This window comes from Empedobacter sp. R132-2 (assembly GCF_030324375.1).
In the GTDB taxonomy this organism is placed as follows: Bacteria; Bacteroidota; Bacteroidia; order Flavobacteriales; family Weeksellaceae; genus Empedobacter; species Empedobacter falsenii_B.
Map to the genome: position 1 here is coordinate 16,070 of NZ_JACAGG010000010.1, position 22,283 is coordinate 38,352.

A 22,283-nucleotide genomic window follows, 5' to 3' on the forward strand; every position below is an offset into this window, starting at 1 on the left:
GTAACCACTGTTATCAGAATACAAACTAAGTATGTAATTTTTTCGAAGGGTAATTTTTAATAATTTAACTCACACAAACTCAACACTCATAAGCATTTGAGTCAGAGTTTTATTCTAAAACTTACATTAACAATCATCTAAACAAATACGCGTTTAGCTATAAATTGGTACACAAAATTACGTTTATAGTAAAGATTTTTCATCAAAGAATGATATATTTTAGTTATATTTCAATAATTTAGAATTATTATAAAAAAGGTCTAAATTTCACTTTAACAATGTTTTAAACGTAAATAAATAGAAGTTAAAAATTAAAAGGTTCTTAAAATATCAACTCCATAATTTTTGGGTCATTTTTTTACGAAATTGAATTATTTCGAAATATTAATAAACATTCAATAATCAATCTTTCAAAATGCTATCAATCGTCTAAACATTCTCAAAAAACAATCAAAAATATTCAATATGAATAAATATTTATGATTATTAATAATTATACAAGTTTAATGAGATATTATGCAACTTTTTACTAACTTTGCGCCCTTAATTCATTATTATAGATATGAAACTTTGGGATAAAGGTTTTACCATTAATGATAAAATCGAAAAATTTACTGTTGGAAAAGACAGAGAATTAGATGCTCATCTTGCGAAATACGATGCATTAGCGTCGAAAGCGCAGGCAAATATGCTGGCAAAAACAGGTTTGATTACCAATGAAGAAAATGATGCGTTGCAAATTGCTTTGGATGAAGTTTTGGTTCTGATTGCGGAAAATAATTTCGAAGTCGACGAAAATTTCGAAGATATACATTCAAAAATTGAAGCTTATTTAATTGAAAAAACTGGCGATGCTGGAAAAAAAATTCACGTTGCACGTTCTCGAAATGATCAAGTTTTGGTTGCAATTCAACTTTTTAAGAAAGAGTATTTAAAACATACAACTGAAAAAATTGTCAATTTAATTGAGATTTTCTTACAAAAAGCAGACGAATTCAAGAATCATCAATTACCAGGATACACACATTTTCAGGCGGCAATGCCAAGTAGTTTTGGAATGTGGTTTTCGGCATATGCAGAAAGTTTGTTGACGGATTTATACTTTTTTGAGGCTGCATATAAAATTTCTGATCAAAATCCTTTGGGTTCTGGTGCAGGTTTCGGAACAAGTTTCCCAATTGATCGTTTGCAAACAACACAAGAATTAGGTTTTTCAGAAATCTTAGTTTCTTCTGTTGGTGCACAAATGCTTCGTGGAAAAACAGAAAAATCTGTCGCAACAGCTTTGGCAATGATTTGTGGAACGTTGTCTAAAATGTCGTACGATTTGGTTTTATACAATTCACAAGATTTAGCTTTTGTGAAGTTGCCAAACGAAATGACAACAGGTTCATCGATTATGCCGCACAAGAAAAACCCAGATGTGTTTGAGTTAACTCGTGCGCATTGCAATAGAATTCAGGCGTTGCCGAATGATATTATGATGACGATCAATAATCTTCCAAGTGGATATCACCGTGATTATCAAATATTGAAAGAAATATTATTCGAACCAATGATGCAATTTGATAATATTATTGACATCTTAACATTTGCGATTCCTCAACTTCAGATTAAAGATAACTATATGAATCAGGATAAATATGATCCGATTTATACCGTTGAAAATATTAATGAAGCGATTAAGAATGGAACACCTTTCCGTGATGCTTACAAAGAAGTTGGTTTATCTGTAGAAAATGGAACATATATACCACACAAAGAATTTCAGACTTCGCATATCGGAAGTATTCATAATTTGAGATTGGATTTAATTTCAAATAAAATCGAAAAATTCAAATTAGAAGCACAAGTTTTAAAATAAACACTTGTAATAAGTCAAAAATCATCCTCAAAATTATAGAATTTGAGGATTTTTTTGTCTTATAAATTTTATAATTTCGGAAAATATAAACGTTTAAATAATTGTAATTCTATATTTTGTAAAATAAAAAATGTTTTACAAAATAATTACAATCATTTTTTATTATATCAGGTCAAAATCATTCTAACTTTGACATATCAAATTAATCGATTAAAATTTAAAAAGATGAAAAAATTTTTCGCAGTAGTTGCAGTAGCAGCTTTATCATTAGGAGCAGTATCTTGTGGAGAGAAAACTGAAGAAGCACCAGTAGAAGAAGCACCAGCAGTTGATTCTTTAGCTACAGCAGCTAACGATTCTACAGCAGTTGATTCTACAGCAGTTGCTCCAACTGATTCTACAGCAGTTGCTCCAGTAGCTGATTCTACAGCAGTTGCTAAATAATTTATAGCGAAGCTAAAATATAAATGCGCTCAACTAGGTTGAGCGCATTTTTTATGTTATAAATTCATCATGAATCTTAAAGTAGATTTCCGTCAAATTTTCCTGATTGTATTTTTTTATCAAGTTCTGCTTGAATATCCTCTAAAACAGGGCGAACAGTAGATTCTGGAATATCAGAAACTCTAATATACATTAAGCCATCAATTGCATCATTAAATTTTGGATCAACATTGAAAGCAATCACTTTTGCGTTTTGTTTGATGTATTTCTTAATCAAAACAGGTAATCTCAACATATTTGGCTCAAGCTCATCAATTAACTTATCAAATTTATTCAAATCAGCTTCAGATTCATCGAAAATAAATTCTTTATCTTCCTCTTTCAGCTTAACCTTAAACTCATTTTTTGCTCTCACATACTGCGCTACAGTAGAATCGTAATAATGAGATTTCATAAATTCGATCATCAAAGATTTTGAGAAATCAGAAAACTGATTACTAATACTCACTCCTCCAATAATAAATTTCTGATTTGGATTTCTCAACGTTACATGCACAATTCCTCTCCATAATAAGAACAATGGCATCGGCTTTTGTTGATATTCAGCTGAAACGAAAGCACGTCCCATTTCGATACATTTCTTGAAAAATGGATGAATTTCTGGATCAAAATTGAATAATTCATGAACATAAAATCCATTAATTCCATATTTTTCATACACTTCCGAACCAATCGCCATACGATATGCTCCAACAATTTTATTCGTATCCTTATCCCACAAAAATAAATGGTGATAATGATTATCAAATCGATCAAGGTCAATTTCATCATTTGTACCTTCACCTATCGCACGGAATGTTATCTCGCGTAAACGACCAATTTCCCTTAATATATTTGGAATTTGTTGAGCTGTAGAAAAGAAACATTCGTAATTATTATTTGTAAACAATAATGCTTGTTCATCTTTTCGTAAAGTTTCAATATCTTGAATTAATAAGTCTAAAGCTGTTTCCGAAATAATCGGCTTAACCTTTTTACTAGAAGAAGATAAGCTTGGTAAATTCGGCATTTTCAACTCAATATTCGAAGGGTTTTTCAATACTTGAGTTAAACTTCTTTTTTGTTTGTAATAAGACGAAAGCATGTATGTTTTCTTTCTCAAAAACTCAGAATAATCTTCTATAGACACATGCTCGTCTTGTTGTTTTTGTAAAATTGGTTTTCCAATACGAATCTGAATTGGTCGTGTTCTTTTCTTCATCATTTCAGCTGGCAACATTGCCGTTTGAAAATCTGGATGAATCTTCGCTACACGGTAAAAAATATTACTATTTCGCGCTCTAAAAAACATTGGAACAACAGGAACTTTCGCTTTTTTGATCAACTTCATCGCTGATTCTTGCCATTCTCTGTCAATAATTCTACTTTCGTCATCTCGATAAGAAACTTCTCCCGCAGGAAAAATCCCTAAACAACCTCCAGCTCTTAACAATTTTAATGCATCGCGCATTCCTGAAAGGCTACTGTATGCATCTTTACGTGTTTCGAAAGGATTAACTGGAATAATCATAGGTTCTAATGGTTTAATTTTTTGCAATAAAAAATTACCCATTACCTTGAAATCAGGACGAATTTTTGACATAAAATGCATCAAAATAATTCCATCCAACGCTCCAAGCGGATGATTAGAAATAATAATAAAAGGTCCTTCTTTTGGAATACGTTTTAAATCTTCTTCATGGATTTCGTAATCCATTCCCAAATCATCAATCAAATAATCCAAAAAAGGTTCGCATTGCAAATGCTTTCCACGATTGTACAAATCGTTTAACTGATCTATACTGAAAATTTTTTTCAATGCCCAAGCCACAGGTTTTCCTAAAACACCAATTTTAGAAAGACCCGAAGCTGAATAGATATCTTGTGTCGTGATTAAACTCATTTAAGCTTTAACAACTATTTGTAATGTTTCGCGCACTGTTTGTCGCAATAATTCTTTTTCTTTTGAAACAACTTTGTCAGAATCTGCATCGAAATGGCGAATTGTGTACAATAAAACATTGTTTTCTTCCTGCACTTTATACTCTTCGTTCATATCTGCAACAAACTTTTCTAAGTTGTCATATTTATCCTCCAAACATAAAGATAATGAAATTGCTGAATTTTGCATCAAATTTACTTTGATTTGATAATCATATAGTTTATTGAAAATTCCGCTCAATTTATCTTCTGTAATAAAAGAGAAATCTTTACTTGATAAACGAATCAAATGTTGCTCTCTTTTTAGGATAAAACAAGGTACTTTTGGATCTAATGGTTGACCTTTCGCTACCTCTGTTCCTGCTTCTGTAGGATTAATAAATGATTTTACGAAGAAAGGAATTTCTTTTTGTTGAAGCGGCTGTAACGTTTTCGGGTGAATAACAGATGCACCATAATACGCCAACTCTATTGCTTCTTCATATGAAATATGATTTAACAGCTCAGCATTATCAAAATAACGTGGATCAGCATTCAAAACTCCAGGAACATCTTTCCAAATCGTCATGTTATCCGCATTTAAACAATAAGCAAAAATCGCCGCAGAATAATCTGAACCTTCACGCCCTAAAGTTGTTGTGAAAAAGTTAGGATCAGAACCTAAGAAACCTTGGGTAATAAACAAACCTGTGTTTGGTAAACGTTTAATACTTTCTTCTGTTAATGCCCAATTTACTTTTCCTTCACGATATGTATTATCTGTTTTGATATAATCGCGAACATCTAACCATTCGTTATTAATTTGTATCGAATTAAGATACATACTGATGATTTTTGTCGAAATTAATTCTCCACAACAAACCACTTGATCATACACATAGCTATAATTTGGTGATTTGTTACGTCTTAAAAACGAAACAATATCATCAAAAAATTGCGAAATTTCGTTAGAAACCTCAGCTGGATTATCAAATAATTCTGTCGCTAAAGCAATGTGCTGTTCTTTTACTTCGTTAATTGTTTTTTCGAAATCTTGTTTTTCAAAATAGCGTTTGACTACCTCTTCCAATGCATTTGTTGTCTTGCCCATAGCAGAAACAATGATACATGTATTTTCGTAACCAACAGATTGCAATAAACTCGCAACATTTCTAACGCCGGCTGCATCTTTCACCGAAGCACCACCGAATTTGAAAACTTTCATTTCTATAAAAACTTTTTTTTGTAAATATTTAACTTGCAAATATAACCAAACTACACTTTATATGTTGACCGATTTTAATTAAAATAAAAAATAAATTTGAATGATGATTTTCACGTATTTAGATTAATTTCAAACGTTTGAAATGATATAAAATTGAGTTATTATTCCGATATTTGACCAGCAAAACATAATTATGAATACTAATTCTCATCAAACTCTTGGAGAGTTTATCATAGAAAATCAAGCAGATTTTATTTACTCATCCGGAGAATTATCTAGATTACTGAGTTCTATTAAATTAGCTACAAAAGTTGTTAATTATAAAGTAAACAAAGCAGGACTTGTAAATATCTTAGGCGAATTCGGAAATGAAAATGTCCAAGGAGAAAAACAACAAAAATTAGATGTTTTCGCAAACGATACGTTTATCGAAACGTTGTCGCAACGCGAAGTTGTTTGTGGTATTGCTTCGGAAGAAAACGAAGATTTTATCGCGATTCAACCTTCAAAAAATTCAAAAAACAGTAAATATGTTGTGTTGATTGATCCACTTGATGGCTCATCAAACATCGACGTAAATGTTTCTGTTGGAACAATTTTCTCAATCTACCACCGTGTTTCTGAACCTGGAACACCTGTTACAAAAGCAGATTTCTTACAACCAGGAAATAAGCAAGTTGCTGCGGGATATGTAATTTATGGAACATCGACAATGTTAGTTTATACAACAGGAAATGGTGTAAATGGATTTACATTGAACCCAGGAATCGGAACGTTCTATTTATCTCATCCAAATATGTGTATTCCAGAAGATGGACACATTTATTCAGTTAACGAAGGTAATTATGTAAAATTCCCTCAAGGGGTTAAAAATTACATCAAATACTGTCAGGCAGATGAGGAAGATCGTCCGTACACTTCTCGTTACATTGGTTCTTTATGCTCAGATTTTCACCGAAACATGCTGAAAGGAGGAATTTATATTTATCCTTCTGGAACAAATAATCCGAACGGAAAATTACGTTTATTGTACGAATGCAACCCGATGGCTTTTATCGCGGAACAAGCAGGAGGAAAAGCTTCTGACGGTTTCCAACGCATTATGGATATTGAACCTACAGAATTACACCAACGTATTCCTTTCTTTTGCGGATCGAAAAATATGGTCGAAAAAGCAGAAGAATTTATGCGAAATGAAGAATTGAAATAATCATTTCAAAAAACATAAATAATAAAAAATCCGCTCGATGAGCGGATTTTTTTGTTATCTAAACATTCAATTAAGGAATTGCAATACCTGGATAATTTCCTGGGTAAACGTGTCTTAAAGTTGAATGATATTTTTGGTTGATTGCATCAGCAAACATATTTGCGACAATTGCATATCCAGTTCCAGTTAAGTGAACTCCATCTAATGAGAACGCTCCACCAGAAACGAAAGTTGTTGTATATGTTTGTCCGTAATATTTAATCCCTGATTGAGAACTTAATTTTTTCATTTCAGAATATGCATCAACTAAAGCTAAATTATAAGCAGTTGCTAACTCCGCAATTGCTGCATTGTATTTAACTACAGCTGCTTCTGCTTTCGCAGTTTCTTTTGCTGTTAATACATAATTATCTGTCATTGGATAACTAACACCTACTACTGATAATTTACCAGCTTTCTCTTGAGTTAACCCTAACTTCATTAATTCTGCAACTCTATTTGTGTCAACTTTTCCAATTACAGATGAAGAAGTCAAAACCAATAAATCTTTTGCTGTTGCTTGACGAGCTTGTCCATAAGTAATTCCAAACAAAGTTGCAGTACCAGTATCATATCCTGCTTTAATTAATGCAGCAGTAATCGTTGTTGATAAATCCGCTAAATCTTTATCTTTAATTACTACAGCACTTGCAGCAGTCTTAGAAAAAGAAATTTTTCTTTCTGAAGCACCAACTGCATCAAATACTTGATTTAATCCTGCATAAGTTGCATTCAATTCATCAATCATTGGTGCAAAACTTGGATTTGCTGGTGATAAAGGTGCGTATGGAACCGTTGTAAAATATGGAATAGATGTTACAGAAGGAATATTTGCAATAACTCCTTTTGCTCCTACCGATGTTAATGCTTTTAATCCATCATTAATTGTAGATTTTACCACATTTACATTAGAAATATCATTACTTCCATAAGTTCTTGGATCAACATTATTTGTTTCATTATGATCTACTCCAACTCCTCCAGATGTTGCATAACCTAATACATCATTGTTCCCAATCCAATAAGAGAAAAATGTTGGCTTTTGAGCAACTGCATCTGCAACTACAGAAGTTGTCGCACCACTTGCAAAACGTACAAAATAAGGATTCGCTGTTGCTGGATCAGTTTTTAAGCCTGCTGGATTTCCATAACCTGGCGCAACTAAATGATAAGACTTAGCACCTGGAACTCCCATATTTTGAAACTTTCCTTTATCTGCTAAGATATCTAAAGCTCCACCCGCAGCACTTGGAACTGGTGTTAAAGCTCCATTTACAATTTGTAAATTCAATTTACCTGGAAAACCTGGTAAATCAGTAAATCCACCTGTATCATTTGACATATATGGAATTTTAAATTCTCCTCCTCCTGCAGCTTTCATCAATCCAGCTAACATGTTTGGGTAAGAATTTTCTTGTCCAGATTTGTACAATGCATTATCTCTATAACCAGAAGTTAACGAGTTTCCTAATGCGATATATGTAGAAAAGTTTGCTTCACCAGCAGAAACTTGAATATCTTCAATTGGATGTTCGAAATCTTCGCTACAGTTAAACATCGTAGCAGCTAATGCAACTAATACTATTTTATTTAAGTGTTTCATTTTTGTCTTATTTTAAGTTGTACGATACGCCTAAACCAAAGTTTATAGCACGCATTTTAACATCTCCAGAGAAGTTTTGTTGAATATTATCAATATGTCTTTCGTCTCCTTTTACATATGATCCAAATAAATCAACATTAAATCCTGACTCGAATCTAAATCCTAATCCAGCTGAAACTGAATTTAAGTTAGAACTTGGTGTTTCTGATGACCAATAAGCTGATGGCACTGGTGATTTATCGTGATAATAACCAACACGTCCAACAATCATCTCGCTGAAAGTATACTCAGCTCCAAAACGGAATAATGTATTGTCTTTCCAGTTTTTCGTAGAAGATGATGTGTAGAAAGTATTAGAAGCATCATTATATAAATTGATATCTAAACTTTTGTAACGTGTCCAGTTTTGCCAAACTACATCTCCAAAAAGTTCTAATTGTGGTAAAACTTTGTATGACATCCCAAATGTAAACTCTGATGGTAATGGTAAAGTTGTATTCCATTTATCTGTATTAAAAGGTACATTAGATGCAATTCCAGAAGGAACATTCGACCATGTAACATCACCTTTGTTTGCAGAAACATCTACATTAGAACGGTACGCAATTCCAACTCCAAATTTATCTGTTGGCTTGAACATTGCTCCAACATTAAATCCTAAACCATGGGCATCTTTATCCTCTAATTTAAGTTTAATATCATTTCCAGCAACTGTTTGTACTTTCTCTAATTTAGCTGTTCCGTGTGTATAAATGAAACCTACACCCAAACTAAACCAGTCAGAAAAACGATATGCAACCGTTGGCTGAATATTGAATGCTTTCAAGTCAATATGTGTAATATTTGCTTTGTTTTGCCAATCTTCTGGCCACGTAACCGAACTACCAAAAGGCGTCGTAACACTCAATCCAATTGCTAAATCATCTACAGGCTTGTAACTAACTGCCAAATACATTGGTGTTCCTAATTTACTATCTGTTTCTGCTTTTTGTAACGTCATTGGATCTTGCCATTTTACGTCAGTTTTTACACCAAAACCTCCGACAGCAATACTCAATTTACTATCAACAAAAGCTAAACCTGCAGGATTATAAAACGCAACACTCGCATCGTGAGTTTGTGTTGCAGAAGTTCCCCCCAATGCTGCTTGGCGAACTCCTTGTAAAGCAACTCGGTATCCACCTGCAAATGCAGAAGAAGATAAGCCGATTAATGCTAAGGTTAAGAAAATTTTCTTCATATTTTTTGTTCGTTTTTAATAATTCCTTTAAACAAAAATAACATAATTTTATAATAACGTTATGTTAACATAATAAATTTTGAAAAAATCTTTACTATTAAGGCTTTCAGCCAGAATAACATTCGTGTAAAATATACACTATTGATAAATTTCTTTGATTTTTTCAGATATAATATAACCTTCAGACCAACATGCCTGAAAATTGAATCCACCTGTTATAGCATCAATATTTAAAACCTCTCCAGCCATAAACAATTGTGGGATTTTTTTTGCTTGCATCGAATGAAAATCAATTTCTTTCAAATCGACACCGCCTGCCGTTACAAACTCATCTTTGAACGTACTTTTTCCATTAATTTGGTATTTTCCTTGCGTCAATTCTATTGCAATTGCTTCGATGTGTTTTTTCGATAAATCTGCATAAACCTTGTTTTCATCTATATTACAATAGCTCAGAATACTAAACCAAAAACGCTTCGGAAAATCGAATGGATTATTTTTATGCACATTTTTCTTAGCATCAACTTGTTTTTTATCATTCAAAAATGAAATGATTTCGTCTTTAGATTGATTTACAAAATTGATTTCAGTTTCGAATTTATAATTGCTTTCATTCAATTTTAAAGCACCCCAAGCCGATAATCTCAAAATCGCTGGTCCACTAAATCCCCAATGCGTAATTAGTAACGGACCTTCTTCTTCTAATTTTTGTTGATTGATTTTGACTTCAGCATTATCGAAAGAAATTCCCATCAATCCTTCAATTCGAGGATCTTTGCAATTAAACGTGAATAAAGAAGGAACTGGTTGAACGATTTTCAAACCTATATTTTTCAAACTTTTCCAAAATTTAGGCGTACTTCCTGTTGTCACAATCACCGTTTCGAAAAAATGTTTTCCTGATTTTGTTATCAATTCATAACCACCATCAACTTTATTAATTTCTTGCACACCGTCTGAGAAATTAAGCTGAACTTTATTTTTATCAACCGCTTTTGTCAAAGCCTCTATAATCGAAAGTGAAGAATCGCTAACTGGAAAAATACGGTTATCGTCTTCTATTTTCAATTCTACTCCGCGCTCATCAAACCAAGCCATTGTATCACCCGGTTGAAACGTGTAAAAAACACTTAATAATTCCTTTCTTCCACGCGGATAAAACTCGACCAAATCAAGCGGATCAAAACATGCATGCGTAACATTACATCTTCCTCCGCCCGAAATGCGTACTTTTTGAAGCGGTAAATTTGCTTGTTCAAACAATATAGTTTGTTGTCCTACAGTTTTTCCAAGGTTTGCAGCAACAAAATATCCTGCGGCACCACCTCCTACTATGGCTATTCTTTTCACGAGACAAAGGTAAAGTTTTATTTTTAACAGAATTTTTGATAAAAAAAGGAAATGTTTTCACATCTCCTTCTAAACTTTTTGTTCATGAAAAACGAACAAAGGTGTAATATTTTTATTTGCAATTTTCTTTGTAAATCCTGGTGAAAAAATCTTATCAAAAAACCCTTTATTGCGGCTTACAACCGTCAACAAATCTATTTGTTTTTCCTTGATAAAATCCAACACCGCATTTACAGGATCTGCATCATGATAAACTTCAAATACAATTGGATCTCCAGCAAACTGATCTTGCCAATCTTTCATCGCTTGTTGATTAAATTTTCCGTCTTTCGAAACGTGCATGCAATGAATTTTTGCATGATGACGATTTGCAATTTCGATCAAATACTTCAATGCATCTTTATCTTTTTGATCAAAAACAGTAGTAAAACCAATATTCTTAAATCCTTTGAAAGACATTCCATGCGGAATACTAAGAATTGGAACTTCCATCGACGTAATCGCATTTATCGTATTCGAACCGAAAAGCATTTTTTCTATTCCTGAATTTCCGTCTGTTCCCATCACTACAAAATCAACGCTTTCTTCTCCAATAATTTCACGTAAAATATATAAGAAATTTCCTTCTTCTAAGATAAATTTGATTGGAATTTCATTCAAATCATTTTCAACAGCTATTTGTCTTAATTGCGGAATATTATCTTTGAAGTTGTCAAAACTTCCTAATTCTACCGTTTCATATACATTCTGAATCAATCCAGCACTCAAACTTCCTGTAATCATTGGCAATTCGTAAACATGCAACACATAAACTTGTGCATCGATACTTTTTGCAAGATTTAGTGCATATAAAAAGGCGTTATTAGCTGTTTCTGAGAAATCTGTCGGGAACAATATTTTTTTCATCTTTTCGTGTTTTGTACTCAAAAGTTACGAATAATTTTATTTCAACACGAAAAAAGCTCAATCTATTTCTACAGATTAAGCTTTTTGTATATTCAGTATAAATTATCTTATTCGTGGAAAACAAACAAAGGCACGTTGTGTTGTGTCAAAATTTTCTTTGTAAAACTTGGTGAAAATAATTTCTCGAAGAAGCCTTTGTTACGGCTAACTACTGTCAACAAATCAATTTTTTCTTCTTTAATAAATTCCAAAACTGCATCTACAGATTCATCCGCAGTATAAATAAAAAAATCTACAGGTTCATCTTTATAATATTCTTTCCAATGATTAAGCGTCGGAATATCGTAATTTCCATCTTTCGAAACGTGTAAGCAATGCACTTTTGCTTTATAGCGATAAGCAATTTCGGTTAAATAATCTAAGGCTTTGCGGTCTTTATCTTGGAAAATTGTCGTAAATCCAATATTATTTATTCCTTTGAATTCGTAACCATTTGGCACGCTCAATACCGGAATTTTAAGATGTTTTATTGCATTCATCGTATTCGAACCAAAAAGGACTTTATCAAATCCTGTATTTCCAGTCGTTCCCATTACTACAAAATCCACTTTTTCATCTTCGATAAATGTTGGCAATACAAACGAAAGCATTCCTTCTTTTACGAAAAATTTCAAATCAACATTTGCAAAACCATTATCCTCAGCCATTTTTCTCAAGAACGGAATATGATCTTTTAAATTCTCGAAATTATTTAATTCAATTGTATTATAAACATCTTGCAAAATACCAGCATCGATTCCTCCACTTACCATTGGATACTGAAAAGCATGCAAAACATATAATTCTGCATTTTGATTTTCGGCTAAATTTAACGCATACAAAAACGCATTATTTGCTGTTTCTGAAAAATCTGTTGGAAATAATATTTTTTTCATAATCTGTCTGTTTAATAGCTTTTTAAAGATACAAATTATTAAATATCTATATTTTAATTTGATGTTAAATCTTATTGTTTTTTATTATTTACGATGATTAAAAATATTATCATTTTCGTATAAATAGTAATCCGTAACTTTGTACCTTAAATAATTTTTCAATTCATGAATAATAAATATTTTCAAAAAACCATTATTCGATGGTCAGATTTGGATGCTAATCGCCATTTAGCGAACGCTTCGTATATGAATTTTACAAGTTTTGCACGTATTGCTTTTTTGAGAGATTATGGCATTTCGATGAAAAATTTGGAGGAATATGGAATTGGACCAGCTATTTTGCACGAACAATTTTCTTTTTTTAAGGAAGCTATGGAAGGTGAAGAAATTTATATTTCGGTAGAAATTGGTGGAATGTCGGAAGATGGAATGATTTATCAATTTATTCATAATTTATATAACCAAGATGGTGTACATCTTTGCCATTCTGAATTGACAGGTGTTTGGTTTTCGATGTCGAAAAGAAAAATGCAAGCACCACCAACAGAAATGTTAGAAAATATTAAAAAATCATTTGAAGGACAAATCGTGAAAACAATGTCGAAACAAGACATTATCAATTTACCTTTTCGTTCAGAAAATATAGATCCTTCAATCTTTACTCAAAAATAAAATCATGTTAGAAGATAAAAACGTTTCAAAAACAAGTTTAGCCGAAATTGGAGAATTTGGTTTAATTAACCAAATCAAAGAAGGTTTTCCAATCAAATTAGAAAGTTCTATCAAAGGAATTGGTGACGATGCGGCTGTTCTTGATTATAAAAAAGAGAAAATTGTGGTTTCTACTGATATGTTAGTAGAAGGCGTAAATTTTAGCTGGTCGTATATGCCTTTACGTCACTTGGGGTACAAAGCGGTTGTGACGGCAATTAGTGATATTTTGGCGATGAATGCTATTCCAAAACAATTGTTGATTTCGATGGCAATTTCGAATCGTTTTACGATAGAAGCTGTGGACGAAATTTACAACGGAATGAAATACGCTTGCGATAAATACAATATCGATATTGTGGGAGGCGATACAACTTCTTCTGTTAGCGGACTTGTTTTGAGTATGACTGCAATTGGCTCGGCTCCAGAAAAAGATTTGACTTATAGAAATGGTGCGAAGGAAAATGATTTGGTTGTTCTTTCTGGAGATTTAGGTGCTTCTTTTCTTGGTTTGCAAGTTTTGGAACGCGAAGCGCAAGTTTCAAAAGTGAATCCTAATAATCAACCAGATTTCGAAAATTATTCATATTTAATTGAACGTCAATTAAAACCTGAAGCGCGTTTGGATATTATCAATCTTTTGAAAGAGTTGAAAGTTAAACCAACTTCTATGATTGATATTTCGGACGGATTATCTTCTGAAATTATTCATATCTCAAAAGAAAGTGGTGTTGGAATTAATATATACGAAGAAAAAATCCCGTTAGATTCTGTTGTTATTCGCACAGCCGAAGAATTCAAAATCAATCCAATCACATGTGCTTTAAGCGGTGGAGAAGATTACGAATTATTGTTTACAATTGATCAAAAAGATTTTGAAAAAATCAAAGGAAATCCACATTTAACGGTAATTGGTCATGTAACTGGTAAAAACGAAGAAAACTATTTGATTACTCGTGGAAGTGAGCAAATGGTTCCATTAACTGCACAAGGTTGGGGAGTTGAAACGGAAGAAGAATAGGTTAATGAGATAATTCGCTAATTAAAAAATGTGATCCTTAAACGAGTTCAGATGACTTAACGAATTATCAAAACAAAACGTGTCAAGCTGATTTCATTTCAGCTTCTCTTCAAAATAATAAAATCAAAAAGCATTCAAGAAATTGGATGCTTTTTTAGTTGAAATAAGTTGTAATTTAGTTCTATTAATTAACCACTTATGAAATACTTTTTACTTTCATTTATTCTATTTTTTTGTTCATGTTCATCAACATTCAATTCTACTTATAAGAGCAAACAACTAAAAAAAACAGTTGATACTTTTATTGAATTAGGAGAAAAACATAATGAACGTATTAATCCTAATAATTCTTATTTAATTCTAGGTTTTGATAAATTAAAAAGTCCTGATAGAAAAGTTTTTTTTAATAATGCTGAATTTGGAGTTGGAATTACTTTTATGGCATACTTAGGATCTTGTAACACAAATGAGAAAACTCAACAATATGAGTATAAAAACTATACAATTGCTATTATAGATTCTGCTGACATTAATTTTAAAAGGTATAAATTTTTAAAACCAATAAATTCTAAGAAATTAAATTTAAACGAAAATACCTTCCAATGTAAACATGGTACGAGTAATCCATTGTATTATTCATTTTATTTTGATAAAAAAGGAATTATCCAATCTATTGATCCTTGGGGAAAAAGGAAATTAATTCGAGATAAGTTAATTGAAAAAGGATTCAACATAAACTTAAATTCTGATGAAGTATACTCTAAAGGAGCTGTAGACTTAGAAGAATAAAAATCATAAAAAAAGCTCGAAGTAATAAGTTCGAGCTTTTATATTGTTAGCATTTTCGCTGTCGAATTATCAATTAAGATAATGGTTCAACTGAAACGTAAGATCTATCGTTACGTTTTTTAGTGAAAACTACTTTTCCGTCAATTAAAGCGAATAATGTGTGATCTTTACCGATTCCTACATTATCACCAGGATGATGTTGAGTACCTCTTTGACGAACAATAATGTTACCAGCGATTGCTGCTTGTCCACCAAAAATTTTAACACCTAAACGTTTCGAATGTGATTCACGACCATTTTTCGAACTTCCGACCCCTTTCTTATGTGCCATTTCGTTTTGTTTTTAAGAGTTAATAATTAATCTCAGCTCAATCTTAACCGATTGAAGCTACTTCAATTTTAGTGAATTGTTGACGATGACCGTTAGACTTTTGGTAACCTTTTCTTCTTTTCTTTTTGAAAACGATTACTTTGTCTCCTTTCACGTGTTCAACGATTTTAGCTACTACGGTAACTCCGTCTATAACTGGGGCGCCGACAGTGATTGCTCCGTTATCTGTTAATAAAACACGGTCGAATTTTACTTCGTCACCTGCTTCACCAGCTAAACGGTTTACAAACAATTGTTGGTCTTTTTCAACTTTGTATTGAAGCCCTGCTATCTCTACAATTGCGTACATAAATTAATGTTTATAAATGAAAATTGAGTGCAAAGATAATCAAAATTTTGAATTTAGATACTTGAATTCATTGAAATTTAATTAGAAAGATAAAAAAACTATGACATATCTTCTATTTGGATTAATTAAAAATAAGTATCTTTGCCTTTGAGATAATTCATAGATAGATTGGTAGAAATGATTGAAAATTATTCTTTAAAAGATTTAAAAATTGGCGAACAAGCAGTTGTAACAGGGTTTAGTACCGAAGATATTCCTGCAAAGTTTTATGAAATGGGCTTTATTCCTGGAACAAGTTTATTGGTAAAAAATAAGGCTCCATTTGGTGGTCCTATTTGCATCAGTATCATCTCTAATAAGTCTGTTTTAGCTTTAAGAAGAAACGAAGCCGATAAAATTTTGATAACAAAAAAATAATGAATCATTATAAAATTGCCTTAATTGGTAACCCAAATGTTGGTAAAACTTCGTTATTTAATAAATTAACAAATCTTCGTCAAAAAGTTGGGAATTATCCTGGTGTGACGGTAGAAAAGCGCGAAGGTAAAATAGAACGAAATGGAAATAAATTCCAAATTACAGATTTTCCCGGAACGTATACAATTTATCCAAGTTCTTTGGATGAAGAAATTGTATTCAAAACTTTAGGAGACAAAACCAATAGTCATTACCCAAATTTAGCAGTTGTTATTGGTGAGCCATCTAATCTAAAACGATCGATTTTGTTGTATCAACAAGTTCGAGATTTAGACGTTCCTGCAATTTTTGTCATCAATATGAAAGATGAAATCAAAAGCAAGGGACTTAATATTGATTTGAAAAAGTTAGAAGATTTTCTTCAAACAAAAATATACTTAACAAACGCGCGTACAAGCGAAGGAATTGATGAATTAGTAGAAGCTTTTACAAAAGACGCAACTCCATATAATCGTCATTACGAAATTCCGAAAGAGTATCTTTCTATTGTAGAAAAAATCAAGAATGAATTTAATCTTAAATCTGATTATTTAGCTTGGCAATATCTTTCACAGAAAGAAGTTCCGTTCGAATCGAAAGAAAATCTAAGTAAATTAGATACAATTAAAAAAGAAAATTCTATTGTTTCGAAACGATTACAAGTCAAAGAAGCCTTAGATCGAAATAAAATTTTAGAGGAAAAATTAAACGATATTATTTCATATAATTTTGACGGAAATGAAACCTTAACCGATAAAATTGATAAAACATTGATTCATCCAGTTTTTGGATACATCATCTTTTTAGGAATTTTATTATTAATCTTTCAAGCTGTTTATGCGTGGTCTGCACCATTAATGACAATGGTCGAAGATTTATTTGGTTGGATCGACGAAAAAGCAATTAGTTTAATACCTGAAGGACCTATCAACGAAATCATTGGAGGTGCAATAATCCCAGGTATAGAAGGGATTGCCGTTTTCGTTCCGCAAATTGCCATTTTGTTTTTATTCATTTCAATAATGGAAGAAACGGGCTACATGAGCCGCGTGGTTTATTTAATGGACAGATGGTTAAAACCATTTGGATTAAGCGGAAAAAGTGTTGTTCCGTTAATTTCTGGAGTTGCCTGTGCCGTTCCTGCAATCATGTCTGCACGTAATATCGAAAATGACAAAGAGCGTCTATTAACGATACTTGTAACGCCTTTTATGACGTGTTCGGCTCGTTTACCAATTTACATCGTTTTAATTGCTTTAGTAATTCCCGACGAACATATTTTTGGATTAAGTTACCAAGCTTTGGCGTTATTTGTGATGTACATTTTAGGTGTTTTAGGCGCATTAGGAAGTGCTATTTTATTGGATTTAATCATTAAAGCAAAACATAAAAGTTACCTAATTTTAGAAATGCCAACGTACAAACTTCCTGATTGGAAAAATGTTGGAATTAATGTTTGGGAAAAAACGTTAGGATTTTTAGTTGATGCGGGTAAAATCATATTTGCAATTTCGATTATTCTTTGGGTTTTAGGAACTTTCGGACCTGGAGAACAATTCAGAAATGCAGAAGAAATTGTAACTGCTCATCATCCAAAAATGAATGAAGAAGATTTAGCAAATGAAATTGCTTCTTATAAATTAGAACATTCTTATTTGGGTAGATTAGGTTCAGTTATAGAGCCAGTTGTAGAGCCATTAGGATACGATTGGAAGATGGGAATTGGTTTGATTTCGTCATTCGCTGCGCGTGAAGTTTTTGTCGGAACAATGTCAACGGTTTACAGTTTAGGAGAAGTTGATGTAGAGGACAATGGTCAAAAAGATCGTTTACTTCATCGTATGAAAAATGAGATCAACCAAAACACAGGAGAACCAGCATATAACCTCGCTACAGGAGTTTCATTGTTGTTATTTTATGCATTCGCAATGCAATGTATGAGTACAATTGCGATCGTAAAACGCGAAACAAATTCTTGGAAATGGACATTGATTCAGACAGGGTTTATGACAGGTTTGGCATATGTAGTTGCATTTATTGCATATCATTTTTTAAAATAATAGTATGGACAATATTTGGATACAATATATTTTTATCGCTTTCCTTTTCGGATTTGCAGTTTGGTATGTTGTAAAATTAATTAGAAACTCATTTAGTTCAAAAGGAGGCGGATGCTCAAAAGGCTGTGGTTGTTCTCCAAGCAAAGATGAATTTCAAAAAAAAGGCTAACTCTTAAAAGTTAGCCTTTTTTATTTCAAAATTTCGGAGTATTTTTACAAATAGTATAATCATTGAAAATCAATTATTTTAATGATTATCAATTGGTTTTATTTTATTAATTCGGAATATAAATTTTACAAAAAATGGAAACTTGGTTAATCATTTTATTATTAATTTCAGCGATAATTATCTTAGGATTAATTATTTACTTTGTTTCCAAAAAAACTAAACAATCAACTGAGATTTCTGTCGAAGAAATAAGTTCTGTAAAAGAGATTAAAGAAATTCCTTCTGAACCAATCAAAGAAGAGGTTACAAATAAAATCATTTCTCCAACTCCACCAACAGAGGTTATGATTGAAGAAAAACCAACGAATAACCTTAGCATTTCATCTAAAACCGAGAATGACTTACTTCGAAAATTAGAGTTATTTGAGAAGAATAAAGGCTTTACTAAGAAAGATATTAACCTTGCTTCATTATCAAAACAATTTGAAACGAATACAAAATATCTTTCTGAAATCATTAAAACTCATCGTCAAAAGCAATTTAATTCTTATTTGAATGAATTGAGAGTAAATTATATCGTCAATCGACTTCAAAATGAGCCGAAATACATTAACACGAAAGTAAGCTATTTAGCAAGTGATTGCGGATTTGCTTCTCATAGTACTTTTACAACAACTTTTACTCAAATCATGAATGAATCTCCTTCTGCTTTTATAAAAAGAATTAAAGAGGAACAAAAAAATTCATAATTACGAATTAATGAAGTTTATATAATTGAATTTAAAATATATAAACAATTATATTTGTTTTATTTTTTATACCAATCAATGCAAGAGCTATATAAAATACATTCACAAATTTCGATTGTATTTTTTTATTCTTAATTAAGACTTTATCTTTAATCTAAGATTGTGTCTTATGCGAAAAATTGACCCCGAAATACTTGCTCAAAAAATAAAAGAAGGCGATCGTTTTGCCTTATCAAGAGCTATTACACTAGCCGAAAGCAATCGTTTAGACGATTTGAAATTAGCGCAACATATCATTAGTTTATTACCTGTTTCCAAAACTTCAAAAAGAATTGCCATTACAGGAATTCCCGGTGTTGGTAAAAGTACTTTTATCGAATCTTTGGGGAAATATATTCTAAGTAAAGGTGAAAAAGTAGCGATTTTAGCAATTGATCCAAGTAGTTCCCTTTCAAAAGGAAGTATTTTAGGCGACAAAACACGCATGGAGGACTTATCGCGAGAAGAGAATGCTTATATACGTCCAAGCGCTTCTAACGGTTCTTTAGGTGGTGTTACCTCACGTACATATGAAGCAATTTTATTATGCGAAGCAGCAGGGTTTGAAAATATTTTGATTGAAACTGTCGGTGTTGGACAATCTGAAACCTTAGTAAATGAAATTTCAGATCTCTTCTTATTTCTTCAACTTCCGGGTTCTGGAGATGATTTACAAGGAATAAAACGAGGAATTATGGAAATGGCTGATTTAATTTTTGTCAATAAATCAGATTCGTTTCAAGAAAAATTAGTGAAAGATGCAAAATTGGATATTGTTCGTTCATTGCAATTTTTACCAACCAAATCTTCTCAATGGAAAAGAAAATCAATTATCGGTTCTGGATTAATCGGAAAAGGAATTCCTGAACTTTGGGAATTGGTCAATGATTATTTCAATTTTATTAATGAAAATAATTATTACGCATCAAACCGAGAAAAACAACAGCTTAATCAAGCGGAACGCTACACAATTGATTTGATTAATCAACAATTTTTAAAATTACTTAAGGAACACCCACTAGAATTAAGCAAAAATTTATCTGCATTCGAAATGGCAAAAGATTGGTTGAATAACCACACTGAAATTGATGAATTTCTTAATAAGTAAGTTTACGATTATTGAATCAAAATAACAAAAAAACGGCTCAAAATTGAGCCGTTTTTTTGTTAATCATCTTTATCAACTCCTGTTTTTTTGTTGATATTTTCTTGTATTTTTTGATAATATTCTTTCTCAATTTTATCAAATTCTGGTGTCGAAATTACTTTTCCTTTCGTTGGTTTTTGTAGTTTCAGCTTATCGTCAATCGAAATTGATTCTAACTTATAAGTTGTATACTGATTTTCATCTTTCAAAGAAGTTTTCTTCAGTTCTAATAATAATCCTGGCAAACCATTGTATTCATCTGGTCCACATTTTGATTTTATCGAAGGAACATACCACGCTTCTATGTTGAAATTAGCGTCAACAGCTACTGCTTTTCGTACATCATAACCTTTTATTTTTTTGGATTCTCGCGTAATACTCCATTTATAAGTTGCAATGGAATCAGAGATATTATACAATTTGGAATCCATTTCTCTCATGATTATTTTTGAATTCGTATCGAAATCATAAAAGCTTTCCAAATCTTTAAAACCACCTAAAACTTTCATCGAATATTTTGGTCCTTGCGAATTATCAATTCGTTCTATTTCTTGTGAAAGACATTGATTTGCATCGACAGAAAGAGCAATATATTTTGGTTTCGAAAACATTTCCTCTCTTAATCTTTTCGATTCTGGATTCGGATCATTCAAATTAATAAAATTCCGTCTTTCATATTCTACTTTAAATTTTTCTTGACCAAAAACTGAAACTGAAAACAACAACAATAAGATATACTTCATTTTAATGCAATTAGAAATTTAAAGATAACAAAAAAAGCTTCACCATTTCTGATAAAGCTTTTTGATTAAATATCCCTCTTGTTTTTAGAAAACTCTTACCAACAATTCTTGTTCTATTTTATCGTGACAATTTTCTAATGCATTTTTCTCTGCTTTTCCTGCTTTCCAATGCGATGTACAATAAAATTCGTCTTTTTTCCATTCTAAATCATCTTTAAAAAATGATTTTATTTCCTTTACAGATTTAGATTCCCCCGCAACATAAGCAAATCGTTTTCCGTCTTTGCGTTTCGGAAATTTCTGATTTTTTGTCAAACTATATAAAGCTATTCCGCTTCCTACATTTTGATTCACAATCCATTTAAATTCTAAATTTGCTTTTGTTTCAATTTGGTGAATATCATCTTCTGTTGGCACTTCCACACAAACAATTCCGTTTGTTTTAGCAGGAAGAGACTCTATAATTGCCGAAATTACAGGCAAACCTGTTAAATCTGCAGCTAAGAAAATGAAATCTGTTTTTGGAGCCAAGTCTTTCTTTTTCGACTTCATCGAAACCCCAATCATATCTCCAACTTTCGCCTCATTTGCCCAACGCGATCCTGGACCGTTCAATCCATGATTTGCAATATCAATCACAATCACATTGTTTTTTGCATCAATATCACGCAACGTATAGGTACGAGAAACTGGTTTAAATTTTTCTGATGGCGAAATCCATTTTTGATTTTCTTCATCATACTCAGCGTAGTGAATATCACGGATTCCAAGCGGTGGAAAAAGTAATTTACATGTTCCGCCCAACGTTGTATCCTTAAAAAAAGAAACATCATCATTCTCCAAATGAACGCGAATAAGATGTGGTGTCACAAATTCTTTCTTTTTTAAGATGAACTTCTCCTTCGCAATTTTCACTTTATCTCCCATCAGATTATTTAGATTTA

The 22,283-nt window shown here is 31.8% G+C and carries 21 protein-coding genes; 10 read left to right on the forward strand and 11 right to left on the reverse strand.

Annotated features, from left to right (window positions below):
- The first annotated feature begins 562 nt into the window (after window positions 1-562).
- Window positions 563-1,864 carry an argininosuccinate lyase gene (argH, locus tag HXZ69_RS06780; protein ID WP_219034266.1) on the forward strand — a complete coding sequence of 434 codons (1,302 nt, stop codon included), beginning with the start codon at window positions 563-565 and terminating at the stop codon, window positions 1,862-1,864.
- Between the two features lie 225 nt (window positions 1,865-2,089).
- On the forward strand, window positions 2,090-2,308 hold the full coding sequence (locus tag HXZ69_RS06785) for a hypothetical protein (protein ID WP_219034267.1): 219 nt from the start codon (window positions 2,090-2,092) through the stop codon (window positions 2,306-2,308).
- Window positions 2,309-2,384: 76 nt separating this feature from the next.
- Here the strand turns inward: HXZ69_RS06785 and HXZ69_RS06790 are convergent, their stop codons facing one another.
- Window positions 2,385-4,250: a GNAT family N-acyltransferase gene (locus HXZ69_RS06790; RefSeq protein WP_219034268.1), complete on the reverse strand. Its 1,866-nt coding sequence runs from the start codon at window positions 4,248-4,250 to the stop codon at window positions 2,385-2,387.
- Window positions 4,251-5,492, reverse strand: coding sequence for an aspartate kinase (locus HXZ69_RS06795; RefSeq protein ID WP_219034269.1), 1,242 nt, complete (start codon window positions 5,490-5,492; stop codon window positions 4,251-4,253).
- 193 nt (window positions 5,493-5,685) lie between these two features.
- Here HXZ69_RS06795 and fbp point away from each other — a divergent pair, with 193 nt between their 5' ends.
- Window positions 5,686-6,702, forward strand: coding sequence for a class 1 fructose-bisphosphatase (gene fbp, locus HXZ69_RS06800; protein WP_114998305.1), 1,017 nt, complete (start codon window positions 5,686-5,688; stop codon window positions 6,700-6,702).
- Between the two features lie 70 nt (window positions 6,703-6,772).
- On the opposite strand, the gene HXZ69_RS06805 is transcribed toward fbp, so the two are convergent.
- From HXZ69_RS06805 to HXZ69_RS06825, 5 genes are all read right to left on the reverse strand, one after another.
- Window positions 6,773-8,344, reverse strand: a complete 1,572-nt coding sequence (locus HXZ69_RS06805) for an SGNH/GDSL hydrolase family protein (protein WP_286495448.1) — start codon at window positions 8,342-8,344, stop codon at window positions 6,773-6,775.
- Window positions 8,345-8,351: 7 nt separating this feature from the next.
- The gene (locus HXZ69_RS06810) at window positions 8,352-9,584 is read right to left on the reverse strand and encodes an OmpP1/FadL family transporter (RefSeq protein ID WP_221854422.1); all 1,233 of its coding nucleotides are present in this window, start codon (window positions 9,582-9,584) and stop codon (window positions 8,352-8,354) included.
- Between the two features lie 138 nt (window positions 9,585-9,722).
- Entirely contained in the window at window positions 9,723-10,934 is a 1,212-nt protein-coding gene (locus HXZ69_RS06815; protein WP_286495449.1) for a BaiN/RdsA family NAD(P)/FAD-dependent oxidoreductase, read from the reverse strand.
- Window positions 10,935-11,003: 69 nt separating this feature from the next.
- On the reverse strand, window positions 11,004-11,840 hold the full coding sequence (locus tag HXZ69_RS06820; RefSeq protein ID WP_286495450.1) for a universal stress protein: 837 nt from the start codon (window positions 11,838-11,840) through the stop codon (window positions 11,004-11,006).
- Window positions 11,841-11,947: 107 nt separating this feature from the next.
- Window positions 11,948-12,775 (reverse strand): universal stress protein, encoded by an 828-nt coding sequence (locus HXZ69_RS06825; RefSeq protein WP_114998314.1) that lies wholly within the window; start codon window positions 12,773-12,775, stop codon window positions 11,948-11,950.
- Between the two features lie 165 nt (window positions 12,776-12,940).
- Between HXZ69_RS06825 and HXZ69_RS06830 the strand changes: the two genes are divergently transcribed.
- From HXZ69_RS06830 to HXZ69_RS06840, 3 genes are all read left to right on the forward strand, one after another.
- A complete protein-coding gene (locus HXZ69_RS06830) occupies window positions 12,941-13,447 on the forward strand; it encodes an acyl-CoA thioesterase (protein ID WP_286495451.1) in 507 nt (168 codons plus the stop codon).
- A 4-nt stretch (window positions 13,448-13,451) separates the two neighbouring features.
- Window positions 13,452-14,507, forward strand: a complete 1,056-nt coding sequence (gene thiL, locus HXZ69_RS06835; RefSeq protein ID WP_125349928.1) for a thiamine-phosphate kinase — start codon at window positions 13,452-13,454, stop codon at window positions 14,505-14,507.
- Window positions 14,508-14,705: 198 nt separating this feature from the next.
- A complete protein-coding gene (locus HXZ69_RS06840; RefSeq protein ID WP_038334889.1) occupies window positions 14,706-15,296 on the forward strand; it encodes a hypothetical protein in 591 nt (196 codons plus the stop codon).
- Between the two features lie 73 nt (window positions 15,297-15,369).
- Here the strand turns inward: HXZ69_RS06840 and rpmA are convergent, their stop codons facing one another.
- Entirely contained in the window at window positions 15,370-15,627 is a 258-nt protein-coding gene (gene rpmA / locus HXZ69_RS06845) for a 50S ribosomal protein L27 (RefSeq protein WP_038334883.1), read from the reverse strand.
- 43 nt (window positions 15,628-15,670) lie between these two features.
- The gene (rplU, locus tag HXZ69_RS06850) at window positions 15,671-15,976 is read right to left on the reverse strand and encodes a 50S ribosomal protein L21 (protein ID WP_019975660.1); all 306 of its coding nucleotides are present in this window, start codon (window positions 15,974-15,976) and stop codon (window positions 15,671-15,673) included.
- 177 nt (window positions 15,977-16,153) lie between these two features.
- Here rplU and HXZ69_RS06855 point away from each other — a divergent pair, with 177 nt between their 5' ends.
- The 4 genes from HXZ69_RS06855 (at window position 16,154) to meaB (ending at window position 20,557) form a co-directional block, all read left to right on the forward strand.
- Entirely contained in the window at window positions 16,154-16,393 is a 240-nt protein-coding gene (locus HXZ69_RS06855; RefSeq protein WP_114998322.1) for a FeoA family protein, read from the forward strand.
- Complete coding sequence (gene feoB, locus HXZ69_RS06860; RefSeq protein WP_286495452.1) at window positions 16,393-18,492, forward strand: ferrous iron transport protein B; 2,100 nt, start codon at window positions 16,393-16,395, stop codon at window positions 18,490-18,492. The genes HXZ69_RS06855 and feoB overlap by 1 nt, the downstream gene beginning before the upstream one ends.
- 303 nt (window positions 18,493-18,795) lie before the next feature.
- Window positions 18,796-19,410, forward strand: a complete 615-nt coding sequence (locus HXZ69_RS06865; protein WP_114998328.1) for a helix-turn-helix domain-containing protein — start codon at window positions 18,796-18,798, stop codon at window positions 19,408-19,410.
- A 169-nt stretch (window positions 19,411-19,579) separates the two neighbouring features.
- On the forward strand, window positions 19,580-20,557 hold the full coding sequence (gene meaB, locus HXZ69_RS06870; protein WP_125349934.1) for a methylmalonyl Co-A mutase-associated GTPase MeaB: 978 nt from the start codon (window positions 19,580-19,582) through the stop codon (window positions 20,555-20,557).
- Window positions 20,558-20,616: 59 nt separating this feature from the next.
- Here the strand turns inward: meaB and HXZ69_RS06875 are convergent, their stop codons facing one another.
- Both HXZ69_RS06875 and HXZ69_RS06880 read right to left on the reverse strand, forming a co-directional pair.
- The gene (locus HXZ69_RS06875; protein WP_125349935.1) at window positions 20,617-21,339 is read right to left on the reverse strand and encodes a GLPGLI family protein; all 723 of its coding nucleotides are present in this window, start codon (window positions 21,337-21,339) and stop codon (window positions 20,617-20,619) included.
- Between the two features lie 84 nt (window positions 21,340-21,423).
- Window positions 21,424-22,266 (reverse strand): siderophore-interacting protein, encoded by an 843-nt coding sequence (locus HXZ69_RS06880; protein WP_125349936.1) that lies wholly within the window; start codon window positions 22,264-22,266, stop codon window positions 21,424-21,426.
- Between the last annotated feature and the right edge of the window lie 17 nt (window positions 22,267-22,283).

Excerpts from the sequence above, each read along its gene's own strand:
- HXZ69_RS06880 (WP_125349936.1), bottom strand. The coding sequence starts at position 22,266 with ATGGGAGATAAAGTGAAAATTGCGAAGGAGAAGTTCATCTTAAAAAAG.
- feoB (WP_286495452.1), top strand. The coding sequence starts at position 16,393 with ATGAATCATTATAAAATTGCCTTAATTGGTAACCCAAATGTTGGTAAA.
- HXZ69_RS06825 (WP_114998314.1), bottom strand. The coding sequence starts at position 12,775 with ATGAAAAAAATATTATTTCCAACAGATTTTTCAGAAACAGCAAATAAT.
- rplU (WP_019975660.1), bottom strand. The coding sequence starts at position 15,976 with ATGTACGCAATTGTAGAGATAGCAGGGCTTCAATACAAAGTTGAAAAA.
- HXZ69_RS06810 (WP_221854422.1), bottom strand. The coding sequence starts at position 9,584 with ATGAAGAAAATTTTCTTAACCTTAGCATTAATCGGCTTATCTTCTTCT.
- HXZ69_RS06840 (WP_038334889.1), top strand. The coding sequence starts at position 14,706 with ATGAAATACTTTTTACTTTCATTTATTCTATTTTTTTGTTCATGTTCA.
- HXZ69_RS06830 (WP_286495451.1), top strand. The coding sequence starts at position 12,941 with ATGAATAATAAATATTTTCAAAAAACCATTATTCGATGGTCAGATTTG.
- thiL (WP_125349928.1), top strand. The coding sequence starts at position 13,452 with ATGTTAGAAGATAAAAACGTTTCAAAAACAAGTTTAGCCGAAATTGGA.
- HXZ69_RS06820 (WP_286495450.1), bottom strand. The coding sequence starts at position 11,840 with ATGAAAAAAATATTGTTCCCGACAGATTTCTCAGAAACAGCTAATAAC.
- HXZ69_RS06855 (WP_114998322.1), top strand. The coding sequence starts at position 16,154 with ATGATTGAAAATTATTCTTTAAAAGATTTAAAAATTGGCGAACAAGCA.
- rpmA (WP_038334883.1), bottom strand. The coding sequence starts at position 15,627 with ATGGCACATAAGAAAGGGGTCGGAAGTTCGAAAAATGGTCGTGAATCA.
- meaB (WP_125349934.1), top strand. The coding sequence starts at position 19,580 with ATGCGAAAAATTGACCCCGAAATACTTGCTCAAAAAATAAAAGAAGGC.
- HXZ69_RS06795 (WP_219034269.1), bottom strand. The coding sequence starts at position 5,492 with ATGAAAGTTTTCAAATTCGGTGGTGCTTCGGTGAAAGATGCAGCCGGC.
- fbp (WP_114998305.1), top strand. The coding sequence starts at position 5,686 with ATGAATACTAATTCTCATCAAACTCTTGGAGAGTTTATCATAGAAAAT.
- HXZ69_RS06805 (WP_286495448.1), bottom strand. The coding sequence starts at position 8,344 with ATGAAACACTTAAATAAAATAGTATTAGTTGCATTAGCTGCTACGATG.
- HXZ69_RS06875 (WP_125349935.1), bottom strand. The coding sequence starts at position 21,339 with ATGAAGTATATCTTATTGTTGTTGTTTTCAGTTTCAGTTTTTGGTCAA.
- HXZ69_RS06790 (WP_219034268.1), bottom strand. The coding sequence starts at position 4,250 with ATGAGTTTAATCACGACACAAGATATCTATTCAGCTTCGGGTCTTTCT.
- HXZ69_RS06785 (WP_219034267.1), top strand. The coding sequence starts at position 2,090 with ATGAAAAAATTTTTCGCAGTAGTTGCAGTAGCAGCTTTATCATTAGGA.
- argH (WP_219034266.1), top strand. The coding sequence starts at position 563 with ATGAAACTTTGGGATAAAGGTTTTACCATTAATGATAAAATCGAAAAA.
- HXZ69_RS06865 (WP_114998328.1), top strand. The coding sequence starts at position 18,796 with ATGGAAACTTGGTTAATCATTTTATTATTAATTTCAGCGATAATTATC.